Source organism: Pseudomonas sp. 2(2015) (assembly GCF_000955865.1).
Lineage (GTDB): Bacteria > Pseudomonadota > Gammaproteobacteria > Pseudomonadales > Pseudomonadaceae > Aquipseudomonas.
Genome location: NZ_JYOF01000003.1, coordinates 800,527 through 818,315, shown reverse-complemented (window position 1 = coordinate 818,315; position 17,789 = coordinate 800,527). Strand labels below are relative to the sequence as shown.

At 64.6% G+C, this 17,789-nt stretch carries 15 protein-coding genes and 4 tRNA genes; all 19 read left to right on the top strand.

The window, feature by feature from the left end; genetic code table 11:
* The first annotated feature begins 22 nt into the window (after positions 1-22).
* On the top strand, positions 23-787 hold the full coding sequence (locus UB48_RS06600) for a class I SAM-dependent methyltransferase (protein WP_045195112.1): 765 nt from the start codon (positions 23-25) through the stop codon (positions 785-787).
* 53 nt (positions 788-840) lie between these two features.
* Positions 841-1,923, top strand: a complete 1,083-nt coding sequence (leuB, locus tag UB48_RS06595; protein WP_045195110.1) for a 3-isopropylmalate dehydrogenase — start codon at positions 841-843, stop codon at positions 1,921-1,923.
* Between the two features lie 68 nt (positions 1,924-1,991).
* Positions 1,992-3,104 carry an aspartate-semialdehyde dehydrogenase gene (gene asd, locus UB48_RS06590; protein WP_045195108.1) on the top strand — a complete coding sequence of 371 codons (1,113 nt, stop codon included), beginning with the start codon at positions 1,992-1,994 and terminating at the stop codon, positions 3,102-3,104.
* Positions 3,105-3,264: 160 nt separating this feature from the next.
* Entirely contained in the window at positions 3,265-4,275 is a 1,011-nt protein-coding gene (locus UB48_RS06585) for an aspartate-semialdehyde dehydrogenase (protein WP_045195107.1), read from the top strand.
* 70 nt (positions 4,276-4,345) lie between these two features.
* On the top strand, positions 4,346-7,084 hold the full coding sequence (locus tag UB48_RS06580) for a FimV/HubP family polar landmark protein (RefSeq protein ID WP_045195105.1): 2,739 nt from the start codon (positions 4,346-4,348) through the stop codon (positions 7,082-7,084).
* Between the two features lie 120 nt (positions 7,085-7,204).
* Positions 7,205-8,029, top strand: a complete 825-nt coding sequence (truA, locus tag UB48_RS06575) for a tRNA pseudouridine(38-40) synthase TruA (protein WP_045195741.1) — start codon at positions 7,205-7,207, stop codon at positions 8,027-8,029.
* Positions 8,030-8,090: 61 nt separating this feature from the next.
* Positions 8,091-8,711 (top strand): phosphoribosylanthranilate isomerase, encoded by a 621-nt coding sequence (locus UB48_RS06570; RefSeq protein ID WP_045195103.1) that lies wholly within the window; start codon positions 8,091-8,093, stop codon positions 8,709-8,711.
* Between the two features lie 279 nt (positions 8,712-8,990).
* Positions 8,991-9,911: an acetyl-CoA carboxylase, carboxyltransferase subunit beta gene (gene accD, locus UB48_RS06565; RefSeq protein ID WP_045195100.1), complete on the top strand. Its 921-nt coding sequence runs from the start codon at positions 8,991-8,993 to the stop codon at positions 9,909-9,911.
* Positions 9,908-11,215, top strand: coding sequence for a bifunctional tetrahydrofolate synthase/dihydrofolate synthase (gene folC, locus UB48_RS06560; RefSeq protein WP_045195098.1), 1,308 nt, complete (start codon positions 9,908-9,910; stop codon positions 11,213-11,215). Before accD ends, folC begins: the two co-directional genes overlap by 4 nt.
* Positions 11,199-11,858 carry an SPOR domain-containing protein gene (locus UB48_RS06555; RefSeq protein WP_045195097.1) on the top strand — a complete coding sequence of 220 codons (660 nt, stop codon included), beginning with the start codon at positions 11,199-11,201 and terminating at the stop codon, positions 11,856-11,858. Before folC ends, UB48_RS06555 begins: the two co-directional genes overlap by 17 nt.
* A gap of 99 nt (positions 11,859-11,957) precedes the next feature.
* Entirely contained in the window at positions 11,958-12,512 is a 555-nt protein-coding gene (locus tag UB48_RS06550; protein WP_045195095.1) for a CvpA family protein, read from the top strand.
* 41 nt (positions 12,513-12,553) lie between these two features.
* On the top strand, positions 12,554-14,059 hold the full coding sequence (purF, locus tag UB48_RS06545) for an amidophosphoribosyltransferase (RefSeq protein WP_010223267.1): 1,506 nt from the start codon (positions 12,554-12,556) through the stop codon (positions 14,057-14,059).
* 15 nt (positions 14,060-14,074) lie between these two features.
* Positions 14,075-15,286 (top strand): O-succinylhomoserine sulfhydrylase, encoded by a 1,212-nt coding sequence (locus tag UB48_RS06540; protein WP_045195093.1) that lies wholly within the window; start codon positions 14,075-14,077, stop codon positions 15,284-15,286.
* A gap of 11 nt (positions 15,287-15,297) precedes the next feature.
* Positions 15,298-16,056 carry an SDR family oxidoreductase gene (locus tag UB48_RS06535; RefSeq protein WP_177329148.1) on the top strand — a complete coding sequence of 253 codons (759 nt, stop codon included), beginning with the start codon at positions 15,298-15,300 and terminating at the stop codon, positions 16,054-16,056.
* A gap of 173 nt (positions 16,057-16,229) precedes the next feature.
* Positions 16,230-16,305 (top strand) — tRNA-Val (locus UB48_RS06530).
* A gap of 76 nt (positions 16,306-16,381) precedes the next feature.
* Positions 16,382-16,458: transfer RNA gene (locus UB48_RS06525), tRNA-Asp, on the top strand.
* A gap of 99 nt (positions 16,459-16,557) precedes the next feature.
* Positions 16,558-16,634 (top strand) — tRNA-Asp (locus tag UB48_RS06520).
* Positions 16,635-16,745: 111 nt separating this feature from the next.
* Positions 16,746-16,822: transfer RNA gene (locus UB48_RS06515), tRNA-Asp, on the top strand.
* Between the two features lie 217 nt (positions 16,823-17,039).
* The gene (locus UB48_RS06510; protein WP_045195089.1) at positions 17,040-17,789 is read left to right on the top strand and encodes an SDR family oxidoreductase; all 750 of its coding nucleotides are present in this window, start codon (positions 17,040-17,042) and stop codon (positions 17,787-17,789) included.

Sequence of the window (17,789 nt, the reverse complement as noted above, 5' to 3'; positions counted from 1 at the left end):
GATAAGGCCCCAGGAGATGCAGATGACCAGCACCACCCATAAGGACGTCGTCCAGCGCCAGTTCGGCGAACAGGCCAGTGCCTACCTGAGCAGCGCCGTGCATGCCCAGGGCAGCGAGTTCGCCCTGTTGCAGGCCGAACTTGCCGGCCAGGGCCGGGCACGCCTGCTGGACCTTGGCTGTGGCGCCGGCCATGTGAGTTTCCACGTTGCCCCGCTGGTGCGTGAAGTAGTGGCCTACGACCTGTCGCAGCAGATGCTGGATGTGGTCGCCGCTGCTGCCGCCGAGCGTGGCTTCGAGAACATCGTCACCGAACGTGGCGCCGCCGAGCGCCTGCCGTTCGCCGATGCTTCGTTCGAATTCGTTTTCAGCCGCTATTCGGCGCACCACTGGAGCGACCTGGGCCTGGCGCTGCGGGAAGTGAAGCGGGTGCTCAAGCCCGGCGGCGTGGCAGCCTTCATCGACGTCATGTCGCCGGGCAGCCCGTTGCTCGACACTTACCTGCAGAGCGTCGAGGTGCTGCGCGACACCAGCCATGTACGCGATTATTCGGCCAGCGAATGGCTGCAGCAGGTCAGCGAAGCCGGCCTGTTCACCCGCAGCCACAGCCGCCAGCGCCTGCGCCTGGAGTACAGCTCGTGGGTCGAGCGCATGCGCACCCCTGAAGTGATGCGTGGCGCCATCCGCCAATTGCAGCAGGCGATGGGCGAAGAAGTACGGCAGTATTACCAGATTGAAGCCGACGGCTCGTTCAGCACCGATGTCGTGGTGCTCTGGGCCGAACGCTAGGTTTTTTCCGGCAGGCCAACAGGGCGTGCCGCTTGAATTGAATAGAGGAAAGCATGAGCAAGCAGATTCTGATTCTTCCAGGTGATGGCATCGGTCCGGAAATCATGGCCGAGGCGGTCAAGGTGCTGGAACTGGCCAACGACAAGTTCCAGCTCGGTTTCAGCCTGGAGCACGACGTCATCGGCGGCGCCGCCATCGACAAGCACGGCGTGCCGCTGGCCGACCAGACCCTGGAGCGCGCTCGCAAGGCCGATGCCGTGCTGCTCGGCGCCGTTGGCGGGCCGAAGTGGGACAAGATCGAGCGCGACATTCGCCCTGAACGCGGCCTGCTGAAAATCCGCTCGCAACTGGGCCTGTTCGCCAACCTGCGCCCGGCGATCCTCTACCCGCAACTGGCCGACGCTTCGTCGCTCAAGCCAGAAATCGTCGCCGGCCTGGACATCCTCATCGTTCGCGAACTGACCGGCGGCATCTATTTCGGCGCACCCCGCGGCACCCGCGAGCTGGAAGGCGGCGAGCGCCAGTCCTACGACACCCTGCCATACAGCGAGAGCGAAATCCGCCGTATCGCCCGGGTCGGTTTCGACATGGCCCGCGTGCGCGGTAAAAAACTCTGCTCGGTCGACAAGGCCAACGTCCTGGCCTCCAGCCAGCTGTGGCGCGAGATCGTCGAGGAAGTCGCCAAGGACTACCCGGACGTCGAACTCAGCCACATGTACGTCGACAACGCCGCCATGCAACTGGTGCGTGCGCCCAAGCAGTTCGACGTGATGGTCACCGACAACATGTTCGGCGACATCCTGTCGGATGAGGCTTCCATGCTCACCGGCTCCATTGGCATGCTGCCATCAGCGTCGCTGGATGCCGACAACAAGGGCATGTACGAGCCTTGCCACGGCTCGGCACCGGACATCGCCGGCCAGGGCATCGCCAACCCGCTGGCGACCATTTTGTCGGTGTCGATGATGCTGCGTTACAGCTTCAACCAGCAGGCGGCAGCCGAGGCCATTGAAAAGGCCGTCAGCCTGGTATTGGATCAGGGGCTGCGCACCGGCGACATCTGGTCGGACGGTTGCAGCAAGGTAGGTACGCAGGAAATGGGCGACGCAGTAGTCGCAGCGCTGCGGAATCTGTAATCTCTCGGGCCCGCTGCTGTTTTTCCTAGTGAAGCAGCGGCCCACTTTTTAGCAAAGGTGTAGTTGCGATGAAACGTGTAGGTCTGATCGGTTGGCGCGGTATGGTCGGTTCCGTGCTCATGCAGCGGATGCTGGAAGAGCAGGATTTTGATCTTATCGAGCCGGTGTTCTTCACCACCTCCAACGTCGGTGGCCAGGGTCCGGCAGTGGGCAAGGATATTGCTCCGCTCAAGGACGCTTACAGCATTGAAGAGCTCAAGACCCTCGATGTGATCCTGACCTGTCAGGGCGGCGACTACACCAACGAAGTCTTCCCCAAGCTGCGCGAAGCCGGCTGGCAGGGCTACTGGATCGACGCCGCCTCCAGCCTGCGCATGCAGGATGATGCGGTCATCGTTCTCGACCCGGTCAACCGCAAGGTCATCGACCAGCAGCTCGACGCCGGTACCAAGAACTACATCGGCGGCAACTGCACCGTCAGCCTGATGCTGATGGGCCTGGGCGGCCTGTTCGAAGCCGGCCTGGTCGAGTGGATGAGCGCCATGACCTACCAGGCAGCCTCCGGCGCCGGTGCGCAGAACATGCGCGAGCTGATTCGCCAGATGGGCGCGACCCACGCCGCGGTCGCCGATGACCTGGCCAACCCGGCCAGCGCCATCCTCGACATCGACCGCAAGGTTGCCGAGGCCATGCGCAGCGACGCCTACCCGACCGAGAACTTCGGCGTGCCGCTGGCCGGCAGCCTGATCCCGTGGATCGACAAAGAGCTGCCTAACGGCCAGAGCCGTGAAGAGTGGAAGGCCCAGGCCGAGACCAACAAGATCCTCGGCCGCTTCAAGAGCCCGATCCCGGTCGACGGCATCTGCGTGCGCATCGGCGCCATGCGTTGCCACAGCCAGGCACTGACCATCAAGCTGAACAAGGACGTGCCGATTGCCGACATCGAAGGCATGATCAGCCAGCACAACCCTTGGGTGAAACTGGTGCCGAACCAGCGTGAAATCAGCATGCAGGAGCTCAGCCCGACCAACGTCACCGGTACCCTGAACATCCCGGTGGGTCGCCTGCGCAAGCTGAACATGGGTTCCCAGTACCTGGGCGCCTTCACCGTTGGTGATCAGCTGCTGTGGGGCGCGGCCGAGCCACTGCGGCGCATGCTGCGCATCCTCCTGGAGCGTTGATCGCCAGGCAGTGTTGAACCCAAGCCCGTGCTGGAAACAGCACGGGCTTTTTTGTGGGTGGTCCACGCTGTGGGAGCGGGGTTGACCCGCGATTCAGGTGTTCCGCGCATGAGAATCCAAGTAAAGTGCCGCTCCCGCCGTTTCAGCAGAGGATTTTTCCATGAGCCAGCCTATTGATATCGCCGTTATCGGTGCCACCGGTACTGTCGGTGAAACCCTCGTGCAGATCCTTGACGAGTGCGATTTCCCGGTCGGCACCCTGCACCTGCTGGCCAGCAACGAATCGGCGGGCAGCGGGGTGATGTTTCGCAGCAAGAGCCTGCGCGTGCGCGAGGTCGACAGCTTCGACTTCAGCAAGGTCAAGCTGGCCTTCTTCGCCGCCGGCCCGGCAGTGACCCGCAGCTTCGCGCCACGGGCCCAGGCGGCCGGTTGCGCAGTCATCGACCTGTCCGGCGGCTTGCCGGCCGAGCAGGCGCCGGCGGTGGTGCCGGAAGCCAACCCGGCAGTGCTCGACAGCCTCAAGGCGCCGCAGCAACTGAGCAGCCCAAGCGCCGCAGCGATTGCCCTGGCGGTAACCCTGGCGCCCCTCAAGGGCTTGCTGGAACTTGAGCGCATTAATGTCACCGCGTGCCTGGCGGTCTCGGCCCAGGGGCGCGAGGCGGTCAACGAGCTGGCCCGGCAGACCGCCGAGCTGCTCAACGCCCGCCCGCTGGAGCCGCGCTTCTTCGACCGGCAGATGGCCTTCAACCTGTTGGCCCAGGTCGGTGCCAGCGATGCTGACGGCCATGGCGCCCTTGAACGCCGCCTGGTCAGTGAGTTGCGCGAAGTGCTCGGCTTGCCTTCACTGAAGATTTCGGTGACCTGCGTTCAAGTCCCGGTGTTTTTCGGCGATAGCTACAGTGTGTCCGTGCAAAGCCGCACGCCGGTCGACCTGGCGGCGGTCAACGCCGCACTGGAAGCCGCTGACAGCATCGAACTGGTGGAGGAGGGTGATTATCCGACGCCGGTGGGTGACGCAGTGGGCCAGGACGTGGTCTATGTTGGACGGGTACGGGGTGGAATCGACGAGGTTGAGCAGCTCAACCTCTGGCTGACCACCGACAATGTGCGCAAAGGTGCGGCCCTGAACGCGGTCCAGCTGGCGCAATTGTTGATAAAAGGCCTTGTGTAAAAGATACTTGCCGACAATTTGCTCCACTTGTTCTCGCTTGTCGGGGAAGGTTCATTCAAAGGAAGAGGTCATGCTTCGAATTCGCAAACTGGTCTTAGCAATAGCCGCGGCGTCGGCGCTGTCGTCCGGTATGGCGCATGCCCTCGGGTTGGGCGAGCTGACCTTGAAGTCAGCGCAGAACCAGCCCCTGGATGCCGAGATCGAACTGCTCGATGTCCGCGACCTGACCGCGGCCGAAGTAGCGCCGAGCCTGGCGCCGGCCGAAGAGTTCGCCAAGGCCGGTGTCGAGCGCCAGGCGTTTCTCAATGACCTGACCTTCACCACGGTGATCAACCCCAACGGCAAGAGCGTGTTGCGGGTGACCTCGAGCCAGCCGCTGCCGGCGCCGATGGTCAAGTTCCTGGTCCAGGTCATGTGGCCGAGCGGCCGCCTGCTGCGCGACTACAGCGTGCTGGTCGACCCGGCCAAGTTCAATACACCTGCCGGACAACCGGCGCCAGCTGGCGTAGCGCCGGCGGTGACCGCGGCCAACTACACCACCGTGCGTCGCGACACCCTGTGGGAAATCGCCTCGAAAGCCCGTCAGGGCGGGTCGGTGCAGCAGACCATGCTGGCCATTCAGGCGCTGAACCCGGATGCCTTTATCAACGGCAACATCAACCTGCTGAAAACCGGCCAGGTCTTGCGCCTGCCCGATCAACAGCAGATCACCAGTATTCCCCAGGCCCAGGCCGTTACCGAAGTGGCCGAGCAGTATGCTGCCTGGCGCGAAGGCCGGCGCCTGGGCCCGCGCGCACGCCAGCTGGACGCCACCCGGCGCAGCGGCACCGAGGCGGCGCCGGCACGCATCGCCAACCAGGACAGCCTCAAGCTGGTTGCCCCCGGCAGCAAGGGCGCTGCGGACGGCAAAGGTCTCAACGACAAGCTGGCTGTGGCCCAGGAAAGCCTGGACACCAGCCGTCGTGACAACGAAGAACTGAAAAGTCGCATGGCCGACCTGCAGAGCCAGCTGGACAAACTGCAGCGCCTGATCGCGCTGAAGAACGACCAACTGGCCAAGCTTGAAGCCCAGGGCGCCGCTGGCGCGCCGGCGCCTGAAGCTGCCGCGGCCCAGCCGCCGGCCATTGCCGCCGAGTTGCAGCCGGCTCCTGCCGAACCGGTGGTCACCCCGGCACCGGCTGCGGTCGATACCGCACCGGTTGATCCGGCGCAGCCTGCTGCCGACCAGGCACCGGCCGACTCGAACAAGATGCTCGACGATCTGCTCGGCAACCCGTTGTTGCTGGCGCTGATCGCCGGTTCCGCGTTGTTGGTGCTGTTGCTTCTGCTGCTGTTGCTGGCACGCAAGCGCAAGGCCGACCAGGAAGCGGAAAAACACCTGCGCATGGCCCGCGCCCTGGCCGAAGAGGGCGAGCGCGCCCCAGACCTGGACCTGCCGCCAAGCAGTTTTGAAGGCCTGGACATCGCGCCGCCGAGCGTGACCCTGGCACCGGCAGTGGTCGCGGCATCTGCCGCCGCCGCCACAGCCGCCGCCTTGCCTGCCGAAGAGCCGGCGCCTGTGGTGGCGGAGCCAGCGCCGAGCAAGCCGGTGCAAGGCCCGATTGCCGCGCCATTGGTTGCTCCGGCGGCCAGCCCGGCAGCCCCGACCGGCGACGCTGTGCTCGACGAAGCAGCGTTGAGCATTGCCCGTGGTCGCCTCAATCACGCCGCCGAACTGCTCGAGCCTGCGGTTGCCGCAGCCCCTGAGCGCAGCGACCTGCGCCTGAAGCTGATGGAAGTCTATGCCCGCCAGGGCGATCGCGATGCCTTTGTCGGCCACGAGCGGCAGCTGATCGCCACCGGCCAGAACCATGCCGATGTCGAAGCCCTGAAAAACCGCTTCCCGGCCATGCTCGCCGTCGCGGCGGCGGGCGTCAGCGCGGCGGCGCTGGCGGCTGAACTGGATGCCCAGTATGTCCAGGAGCTGCTGCAGGACGAGGCGCCAGCCGAACCGCTGACAGAAGCCGAACCAGCCGTCGAGCCAGCCGTTGAGCCAGAAGCAGGGGCCGAGCCTGAACCTGAACCTGAACCTGTGGTTGAAGAATCGCTGGCCGAGCCTGAGCCTGTTCCTGAAGACGACCTGGACAGTGCCTTCGACCTGAGCCTGGATGACGACCTGCAAGGCCTGGAGCTGGACGCGCCGCCACTGCTCGACGAGCCCTCGCTGGCTGTTGAAGCGCCACAAGCCGAAGCAGTCGCGAGCGAAGCCAGCCCGGCGCAACCGGACTTCGACGCCTTGCTCGCAGAGCATCTTGCCGAGCCTGAGCAGGCCCTGGACGACCTCGCCGATTTCGACCTCGACGTCGCTGGCGACGAGCCGGCGCTGGCGCCGAACAGCGAGACCGTCGATATCGCCGCAGAGCTGGCGGCGTTCGATGAAACCATGCCCGAGTTCGACCCGTTGAGCGAGCTGGACCTGCCGGAAGACTTCGACCTGTCGCTGTCGCTGGAGGACTCGCAGGCGGATAAAAACTTTGCCTCGGAGCTCGATGACGTCAACGCCGAACTCGACAAGCTGTCGCAAAGCCTGGAGCAGCCGTCGATCGAGCCGCACTTCAGCGAAGCGGACGCCGCGATCAGCGACGACCTCGACGATGATTTCGACTACCTCGGCGGCGCCGACGAAGTGGCCACCAAGCTCGACCTGGCCCGGGCCTATATCGACATGGGCGACCATGACGGCGCCCGCGACATTCTCGACGAAGTGCGCAAGGACGGCAGCGATGCCCAGCGCCAGGAAGCCGACGAGCTGCTCTCGCGCCTGGTCTGAGTTCACCCTGTGTAAAACCAACGGCAGCCCAAGTGGCTGCCGTTGTCGTTATAATTGCCGCCATCTGCTAAACCGACAGGCTGTATCCCCTTGGAAATCATTGATAACGCGGCTGCCGAAGTGGCCGCCGAAGGCTTCTTTCGTATCGCCCTGGGCGTTGAGTACAAAGGTTCGCGCTACCGCGGCTGGCAGCGCCAGGCCAGTGGCGTGGCAAGCGTGCAGCAAACCCTCGAAGAAGCCTTGTCGCGGGTGGCCGATTCGCCGGTCACCCTGCATTGCGCCGGGCGCACCGATGCCGGCGTGCATGCCTGCGGCCAGGTGGTGCATTTCGACACCCAGGCGGTGCGCAGCATGAAGGGCTGGACCATGGGCGCCAACATCAACCTGCCGCACGACATCAGCGTGTCCTGGGCCAAGCAGATGCCGGCGCACTTCCATGCGCGCTTCAAGGCCATTGCCCGGCGTTACCGCTACGTGATCTACAACGACCAGATCCGCCCGGCGCACCTGGGCGAAGAGGTGACCTGGAACCACCGGCCGCTGGACGCCGAGCGCATGGCCCTGGCCGCCGAGTACCTGGTCGGCACCCACGATTTCAGTGCCTTTCGCGCCGGCCAGTGCCAGGCCAAGTCGCCGGTCAAGAACCTCCATCACCTGCGTGTTAGCCGCCACGGCCAGATGATCGTCCTCGACATCCGCGCCAGCGCCTTCCTGCACCACATGGTGCGCAACATTGCCGGCGTGCTGATGACCATCGGCGCTGGCGAGCGCCCGCCGGAGTGGGCCCTGGAAGTGCTGCAAAGCCGCGAGCGGCGCGCCGGCGGGGTGACCGCGCATCCGTATGGGCTGTACCTGGTGCAGGTCGAGTACCACGACGAGTTCGAACTGCCCGAGCGTTACATCGGCCCACACTTCATTACCGGCTACGAGGCATTGACGGGCTGACGGCCCGCAAGCCATTTGCTAACATCCGGGACTTTCCGCTTTCTGCTGAGGTTCACAGGTCATGAGCGCCGTTCGCAGCAAAATCTGCGGCATTACCCGCATCGAGGATGCGCTGGCCGCAGCCGAGGCGGGCGCCGATGCCATCGGCCTGGTGTTCTATGCCAAGAGCCCGCGGGCGGTCGATGTGCAGCAGGCGCGGGCGATCATCGCCGCCTTGCCGCCGTTCGTCACCACCGTCGGCCTGTTCGTCAACGCCAGCCGTTGCGAGCTGACGGAAATCCTCGAAGCGGTGCCGCTCGACCTGCTGCAGTTCCATGGCGATGAAACCCCGGCCGATTGCGCAGGTCACAACCGTCCATGGATCAAGGCCTTGCGGGTGCGCCCGGGCGACGACCTGGAGGCCAGTTGCAAGCGCTACAGCGGTGCCAGCGGCATTCTTCTCGATACCTACGTGGCCGGCGTGCCCGGCGGTACCGGCGAGGCGTTCGACTGGTCGCTGGTGCCTGCGCAACTGAGCAAGCCAATCATCCTCGCCGGCGGCCTGTCGCCGGATAACGTCGCCCAGGCCATTGCGCAGGTGCGGCCTTATGCGGTGGATGTCAGCGGCGGCGTGGAGCAGGCCAAGGGCATCAAGGACCCGGCGCGGATCGAGGCGTTTATCCGCGCGGTCAAGCAGGCGTGAAAGCGCTGCATGCTGCGGATGTGACGGCTGGCCGCGCGCCATCGTCCATAGCTTTCGCAGCCCGGTGCTGCCGGATCGCGCCCATGGGCCGGTCGAAATTAGCGGGTGACGCCACGGGCGTCGCCCTTACAGGTTGACGAGGGTGCGGTATCGGGGTGGCTCGCTGCAGGCGGGCGCCGGAGCCGCATCTTCATCGCGTCATACACGAATTGAGCTCAAGGGCATACGCGCGAGCCGGCAGCCATAGCCTGCCGGTCGCCGCTACTGGAGAAAGAAAGCATGAGCAACTGGTTAGTAGACAAACTGATCCCTTCGATCATGCGTTCCGAGGTGAAGAAGAGTTCGGTCCCTGAAGGCCTGTGGCACAAGTGCCCGTCCTGCGAGGCCGTGCTGTATCGTCCGGAGCTGGAAAAGACCCTGGATGTCTGCCCTAAGTGCAACCATCACATGCGTATCGGCGCCCGCGCTCGTATCGACATCTTCCTCGATGCCGAAGGCCGCGCCGAGCTGGGCGCTGACCTGGAACCGGTCGACCGCCTGAAGTTTCGCGATGGCAAGAAGTACAAGGACCGCCTGACTGCTGCCCAGAAGCAGACCGGCGAGAAAGACGCACTGATCTCCATGAGCGGTACCCTGCTGGGCATGCCGATCGTGGTCAGCGCCTTCGAATTCTCCTTCATGGGTGGTTCGATGGGCGCCATCGTCGGCGAGCGTTTCGTCCGTGCCGCCAACTACGCCCTGGAAAACCGCTGCCCGATGGTCTGCTTCTCGGCCTCCGGTGGTGCGCGCATGCAGGAAGCGCTGATCTCGCTGATGCAGATGGCCAAGACCTCCGCAGTACTGGCACGCCTGCGCGAAGAAGGCATCCCGTTCATCTCGGTGCTGACCGATCCGGTCTACGGCGGCGTTTCTGCCAGCCTGGCGATGCTCGGTGACGTCATTGTCGGTGAGCCGAAGGCGCTGATCGGCTTTGCCGGCCCGCGGGTGATCGAGCAGACCGTACGCGAGAAGCTGCCAGAAGGCTTCCAGCGCAGCGAGTTCCTTCTGGAGCACGGCGCCATCGACATGATCATCCCGCGTCAGGAGCTGCGTCAGCGCCTGGGCAACCTGCTGGCCCAGATGATGGGCCTGCCGACGCCCACGTTCGTCGCCCCGGTGATCGAGCCGATCGTCGTGCCGCCGGCGCCTGCCACCGTATGACCCAACGTACCCTTGGCGACTGGCTCGCCTACCTCGAGCAGTTGCATCCGTCGGCCATCGACATGGGCCTGGAGCGTTCGCAACAGGTCGCTGCGCGGCTCGGGCTGGGCCAGCCGGCGCCACGGGTAATCACCGTGACCGGCACCAACGGCAAGGGTTCGACCTGCGCCTTCGTTGCCGCGTTGCTGCGCGCCCAGGGCCTCAAGGTCGGCGTCTACAGCTCGCCGCACCTGCTGCGCTACAACGAGCGGGTGCAGATCAACGGCGCTGAAGCCGGCGATGAGCAGCTGTGCGAAGCCTTCGCCGCGGTTGAAGCGGCCCGCGGCGACATCTCCCTGACCTACTTCGAAGCCGGTACCCTGGCGGCGTTCTGGCTGTTCAAGCAGGCGGCGCTCGACGCCGTGGTGCTCGAAGTCGGCCTGGGCGGACGCCTGGATACCGTCAACATCGTCGATGCCGACCTGGCGCTGGTCACCAGCATCGGCGTTGACCATGTCGACTACCTGGGCGACACCCGTGAGTTGGTGGCCTTCGAGAAGGCCGGGATCTTCCGCCAGGGCAAGCCGGCCCTGTGTGGTGACCTCAATCCGCCGCAGCCGTTGCTGGACAAGGCCCGTGCCCTGAACAGCCCGCTGTTTTTGCGCGGTCGCGATTTCGACCTGGCCAGCACTGACCAGTACTGGCAGTGGCGTGGGGTCAATGCCCGTGGCGAGGTGGTCGAGCTGCAGGATTTGCCGCTGCTCGACCTGCCGATGGAAAACGCCGCGTTGGCATTGCAGGCCTACCTGTTGCTCGACCTGCCGTGGGATGCCGGGCAGATTGCCGAGGCCCTGCGCAGCACGCGCATGGTCGGCCGCCTCGATCGGCGGGCCTTTATCTGGCAAGGCAAACCTTTGACTATCCTCATGGATGTCGGGCACAACCCGCATGCTGCCGAGTACCTGGCTCAGCGCCTGGCCACCCGGCCGCCGCAGGGCAAGCGCCTGGCGGTGTTCGGTTTGCTCGCCGACAAGGACCTCGACGGTGTGCTCAAGCCGCTGCAGCACCAGGTTCAGGCCTGGGCCGTGGCGCCGCTGGACACCGCCCGCAGCCGGCCGGCTGGCGAGTTGCAGGCGGCGCTGACGAACCTTGGCGCTGCGGTGCAGTCTTACCCCAGCGTCGCCGCCGCCCTGGAAGGGCAGTGCGCGCAGGCAACGGCGGATGACGAAATCCTGCTGTTCGGATCATTTTTCTGTGTCGGCGAAGCCCTGCAGTGGCTCGACCGGCAGGCCACGGAGGACGGGGCAAATGGCATTGCTGGATAAAGTGGTCAAGCAACGCATGGTCGGGGCGCTGGTGCTGGTGGCGCTGGCGGTGATCTTCCTGCCGATGCTGTTCTCGCGCGAAGACGAAATGCGCCAGGTGCGCGTCGAAGCCCCCGAGGCACCGGCTGTGCCGACCCTGCCGCAAGTGCAGGTAGAGCCGGTGCAGGTCCCCGAGCCGCAGGTAGTGCCTGAAGAGCCGCTGATCGTCGAGCAGGCCACGGCACCGGTGCAGGCGCCAAGCACGCCGATTGCCCCGGCGCCGGCCGCCACGCCGCTGCCGACACCGGCACCGGCTGTCGCGGCAAAACCGGCGACGCCGGCGCCCGCCAAGGTAGAAGCCAAGCCGGCAGCCACCGTCGCCGCTGCGACCAAGCCTGCTGCGGGCAAGATCGACGCCAATGGCCTGCCGGTCAGCTGGTCGATTCAGATGGCCAGCCTGGCCAACCGCGCCAGCGCCGACAACCTGCAGAAAACCCTGCGCAGCCAGGGCTACAACGCTTATATCCGTTCGGCCGAAGGCATGAACCGGGTGTATGTCGGACCGTTGATCGAGCGCGCCGAGGCCGAGCGCCTGCGCGATGTGATCAACCGCCAGCAGAAGCTCAAGGGCTTTGTCGTACGCTTCCAGCCCGAGCGCAGTTGAACCCTTGCCGCCCGGCCCGTACCGGGCGGTAAATCACTGCTTACCGACAGCCCGTTGCTCTGGTAAAATGCGCCGCCTTATCCGTTTGCAGGCAACACTGTGGCATTTACCTGGGTCGACTGGGCGATTCTCGCGATCATCGCCATTTCTTCGCTGATCAGTCTCAAGCGCGGCTTTGTCAAAGAGGCCTTGTCGCTGCTTACCTGGATCATCGCCGGTGCCGTGGCCTGGATGTTCGGTGGCTCGCTGTCGCAGTACCTGGAAGCTTATATCCAGACGCCTTCGGCCCGGGTCATCGCCGGATGCGCCATTCTTTTCGTCGCCACCCTGCTGGTGGGGGCCATGATCAACTTTCTCATCGGCGAGCTGATTCGCGTCACCGGGCTGTCCGGGACCGATCGCTTCCTGGGCATGGCCTTCGGCGCCGCCCGCGGGGCCTTGCTGGTGGTCGTGGCGGTCGGGCTGTTGAGCCTGGGGCCGGTACAACAGGATCAGTGGTGGCAGGAGTCTCGCCTCCTGCCACAATTTCTATTGGTGGCTGACTGGTCGAAAAACCTCATTCTGGGGTTCACCAGTCAGTGGCTAGCCAGCGGGATCAGCGCACCGGCTGATCTCCCGTTCCAGGAACAGCTGCTGGGGCCCAAAACGCCTTGAGCGCTTTTCAATCCAGTTTCATTAAGTAGGGGTTGCGTCGCATGTGTGGCATCGTCGGTATCGTCGGTAAGTCGAACGTCAATCAGGCGCTGTATGACGCGCTAACCGTCCTCCAGCACCGCGGCCAGGACGCTGCCGGTATTGTGACCAGCCATGATGGCCGGTTATTCCTGCGCAAGGACAACGGCCTGGTCCGTGACGTATTCCAGCAGCGCCATATGCAGCGCCTGGTCGGTCACATGGGTATCGGCCACGTGCGCTACCCGACCGCGGGCAGCTCGACCTCGGCCGAGGCCCAGCCGTTCTACGTCAACTCGCCCTACGGCATCACCCTGGCGCACAACGGCAACCTGACCAACGTCGAACAGCTGGCCAAGGAGATCTACGAGTCCGACCTGCGCCACGTCAACACCAGCTCCGACTCGGAAGTGCTGCTCAACGTCTTCGCCCATGAGCTGGCAGTGCGTGGCAAGCTGCAACCGACCGAAGAAGACGTGTTCGCCGCGGTCACCGACGTGCACAACCGTTGCGTTGGCGGTTACGCGGTGGTGGCGATGATCACCGGCTACGGCATCGTCGGTTTCCGCGATCCCAACGGTATCCGCCCGATCGTCTTCGGCCAGCGTCACACCGACGAAGGCGTCGAGTACATGATCGCTTCCGAAAGCGTCTCTCTGGACGTGCTGGGCTTCACCCTGATCCGTGACCTGGCGCCAGGCGAAGCGGTGTACATCACTGAAGAGGGCAAGCTGCACACCCGTCAGTGCGCGACCAACCCGCAACTGTCGCCGTGCATCTTCGAACACGTCTACCTGGCCCGCCCTGACTCGATCATCGACGGCGTCTCGGTGTACAAGGCGCGCCTGCGCATGGGCGAGAAGCTGGCCGAGAAGATCCAGCGCGAGCGCCCTGACCACGACATCGACGTGGTCATCCCGATTCCCGACACCAGCCGCACCGCAGCGCTGGAGCTGGCCAACCACCTGGGCGTCAAGTTCCGCGAAGGCTTCGTCAAGAACCGCTACATCGGCCGTACCTTCATCATGCCCGGCCAGGCCGCGCGCAAGAAATCGGTACGCCAGAAACTCAACGCCATCGAGCTGGAGTTCCGCGGCAAGAACGTGATGCTGGTCGACGACTCGATCGTGCGCGGCACCACCTGCAAGCAGATCATCCAGATGGCCCGCGAAGCCGGCGCGAAAAACGTCTACTTCTGCTCGGCCGCCCCGGCGGTGCGCTTCCCTAACGTCTACGGCATCGACATGCCGAGCGCCCACGAGCTGATCGCGCACAACCGCAGCACCCAGGATGTCGCCGAGCTGATCGGCGCCGACTGGCTGGTCTACCAGGACCTGCCGGACCTGATCGAAGCGGTCGGCGGTGGCAAGATCAAGATCGAGCATTTCGATTGCGCGGTGTTCGACGGCAAGTACGTCACCGGCGACATCGACGAAGCCTACCTGGACAAGATCGAGCAGGCGCGCAACGACGCCTCCAAGGTCAAGAACCAGGCGGTCAGCGCGATCATCGACCTCTACAACAACTAAGTTAGGAGCAGCGGCATGACACAGGAATGGGATGCCGGGCGCCTGGACAGCGACCTCGAAGGGGTCGCTTTCGACACGCTGGCGGTACGCGCCGGCCAGCATCGCACGCCGGAAGGTGAGCACAGCGATCCGCTGTTCTTCACCTCCAGCTACGTGTTCCGTACGGCGGCCGATGCCGCCGCGCGGTTCGCCGGCGAGGTTCCAGGCAACGTCTATTCACGCTACACCAACCCCACCGTACGCGCGTTCGAAGAGCGCATCGCCGCCCTTGAAGGCGCCGAGCAAGCGGTTGCCACCTCCACCGGCATGTCGGCGATCCTCTCGACCGTCATGGCCCTGTGCAGCGCTGGCGACCATGTGCTGGTGTCGCAGAGCGTCTTCGGTTCGACCATCAGCCTGTTCGAGAAGTACTTCAAGCGCTTCGGCGTGCAGGTCGACTACGTGCCGCTGACCGACCTGGCCGGCTGGGACCAGGCGATCAAGGGCAACACCAAGCTGCTGTTCGTCGAGTCACCGTCCAACCCGTTGGCGGAGCTTGTGGATATTGCTGCCCTGGCTGAAATCGCCCATGCCAAGGGCGCGCAGCTGGTGGTCGACAACTGCTTCAGCACCCCGGCCTTGCAGCAGCCGCTGAAGCTGGGCGCCGACATTGTCGTGCACTCGGCGACCAAGTTCATCGACGGCCAGGGCCGTTGCATGGGCGGCGTGGTTGCCGGGCGCAGCGAGCAGATGAAAGAAGTGGTGGGCTTTCTGCGCACCGCCGGGCCGTCGCTGAGCCCGTTCAACGCCTGGATCTTCCTCAAGGGCCTTGAGACCCTCAACCTGCGCATGCGCGCCCACTGCGCCAATGCCCAGGCACTGGCCGAGTGGCTGGAGCAGCAGGACGGCATCGACAAGGTCCACTACGCGGGCCTGCACAGCCATCCGCAGCACGAGCTGGCCAAGCAGCAGATGAGCGGCTTCGGTGCAGTGGTGAGCTTTGAGGTCAAGGGCGGCAAAGAGGGCGCCTGGCGCTTCATCGATGCCACCCGGCTGATTTCGATCACCGCCAACCTGGGTGACAGCAAGACCACCATCACCCACCCAGGCACCACCTCCCACGGCCGCCTGTCGCCGCAGGAGCGTGAGGCCGCCGGCATTCGCGACAGCCTGATCCGGGTTGCCGTGGGGCTGGAAGACGTCGCTGACCTCAAGGCCGACCTGGCCCGCGGGCTGGCGGCACTGTGATCGACTGGTCGGTGGGCGACAGTAGCCATAACGGCCGCGTCGCCCTGGTCACCGGCGCGGCGCGGGGCATCGGCCTGGGCATTGCCGCCTGGCTGATCAGCGAAGGCTGGCAGGTGGTGCTCACCGACCTCGACCGGGCCCGTGGCGCGAAAGTGGCCAAGGTGCTGGGTGATAACGCCTGGTTCGTCGGCATGGATGTCGCCGACGAAGCCCAGGTAATGACCGGCGTGGCCGAAGTGCTGGGCCAGTTTGGCCGGCTCGACGCCCTGGTATGCAACGCGGCGATTGCCGACCCGCACAACACCACCCTCGAAAGCCTGAGCCTGGCCCACTGGAACCGGGTGCTGGCGGTCAACCTCGGCGGCCCGATGCTGCTGGCCAAGCACTGTGCGCCGTACCTGCGCGCCCATTGCGGGGCGATCGTCAACCTGGCGTCAACGCGCGCCGGGCAATCGGAGCCCGACACCGAGGCCTATGCCGCGAGCAAGGGCGGGCTGCTGGCCCTGACCCATGCCCTGGCCATGAGCCTGGGCCCGGAGATTCGTGTCAACGCCGTCAGCCCCGGCTGGATCGACGCCCGTGATCCTGCCCAGCGCCGTGCCGAACCCCTGAGCGAGGCTGACCATGCCCAGCATCCGGCGGGCAGGGTAGGGACGGTAGAAGACGTGGCGGCGATGGTGGCCTGGTTGCTGTCGCGCAACGCCGGCTTCGTCACCGGCCAGGAATTCGTGGTCGATGGCGGCATGACCAAGAAGATGGTTTATCGGTAGCGGCAAGCGACAAGCGGCAAGACGTCCGCGTTGTGCTTTTGATTTTGCTTTTTCTTGTAGCTTGCAGCTTGAACCTTGAAGCTGTTTTTTCCACCCCCGTGAAAAAAACTTCAATCAGGCTATTGACTTAGGTTCGATACCTGCGTAAATTTCGCCACCTCAGCGAAGCACACGGGTGATTAGCTCAGCCGGGAGAGCATCTGCCTTACAAGCAGAGGGTCGGCGGTTCGATCCCGTCATCACCCACCACTTCCTGAGATGTTCCTGACCCGACACTTTCGCAAGAAGGTGTTACCAGAGAGGAACAGGACGCAAGTCCATATGCGCAGCGGTAGTTCAGTCGGTTAGAATACCGGCCTGTCACGCCGGGGGTCGCGGGTTCGAGTCCCGTCCGCTGCGCCACTTTTCTCCAGATCGGTTTAACGACCGGTTTGAGGTTCCAGGGCCAAACAGCCTTGTAGCCAGATCCCAGTTTCAAGCGGGCGCAAGCCTGTACGATACGCAGCGGTAGTTCAGTCGGTTAGAATACCGGCCTGTCACGCCGGGGGTCGCGGGTTCGAGTCCCGTCCGCTGCGCCATCTTCGCTTCGAGGCCCTTGAACTCCTCGAAGCAATAAAGAGAGCGACCTGAGGTTGCTTTTTTTGTGCCCGGTATTTGCAGCCTTTGCGCAGCCCGGGTGAGCACGACACGCAGCGGTAGTTCAGTCGGTTAGAATACCGGCCTGTCACGCCGGGGGTCGCGGGTTCGAGTCCCGTCCGCTGCGCCATATCGAAGTAACAAAGAAAGCGACCTGCGGGTCGCTTTTTTTGTGCCTGAATTTCGGCACTGTGGTGTGGCCATCGCCGGCAAGGCCGGCTCCCACAGGAGCGCGGTGTACACAAAACTTGTGGGAGCTGGCCTTGCCAGCGATGAGGCCTACTTGGTCTACATCCAGTCCTCACAACCGTTATGCTAGCGCCTCCAGTCTTCCACTGAGGTTCAGGATGAACAATCTTCAAGACTCGATCGCGGTCATCACCGGTGCCGGACGCGGCCTGGGTGCCGCGTTGGCCATCTCCCTGGCCGACGCTGGTTGCAAGGTCGTGCTCTGTGGCCGCAACGAAGCAGCCCTGGCCCAAGTCGCTGCCACGATCGAAACCCGCACCGCTCAACTGCCATTGACTGTCCAGGTCGATCTCGCCGACAGCGCCAGCGTTACCCAGGCAACGCAGGCCATCAGCCAGCGGTTCCCCTCTATCGATCTGCTGATCAACAACGGCGCCATGTGGCTGGAGCACAACGAGGAAGGTTATTCCCCTGAAGACATCCACGGCGTGATCAACGCTGCGGTCACCGGCACCTTTCTCTTCACCCAGGGCTTGCTGGCCTCTCTGCGCCGCTCTCAGCGCCCGGACATCGTCACCATAGGCTCGATCAGCGCGCTGCCCAATGCCGCCTTGCACAGCGTCTCAGTGCCGTTCTACGCCGCCAAGCACGCCCAGCGTGCGCTGGCAGAGGGGTTGCGTCAGCAACTGGCCGGTACGCCGATCCGTTCGCTGTGCGTGCACCCGCCGTACCTGGACGACATCTGCCCGACGCAACCGGCCTGGGAGGCCGTCGCCCAACGCCAGAAAGGTGAGCGCGGCACCAACCGTGACGTGGTCGAGGCCGTGCTGTTTGCCGTGACCCGGCCGCGGCATGTGAGCCTGTCGTCGATCGTTATCGACAGCGACGACGGCGGCCTGTTCGGCTGA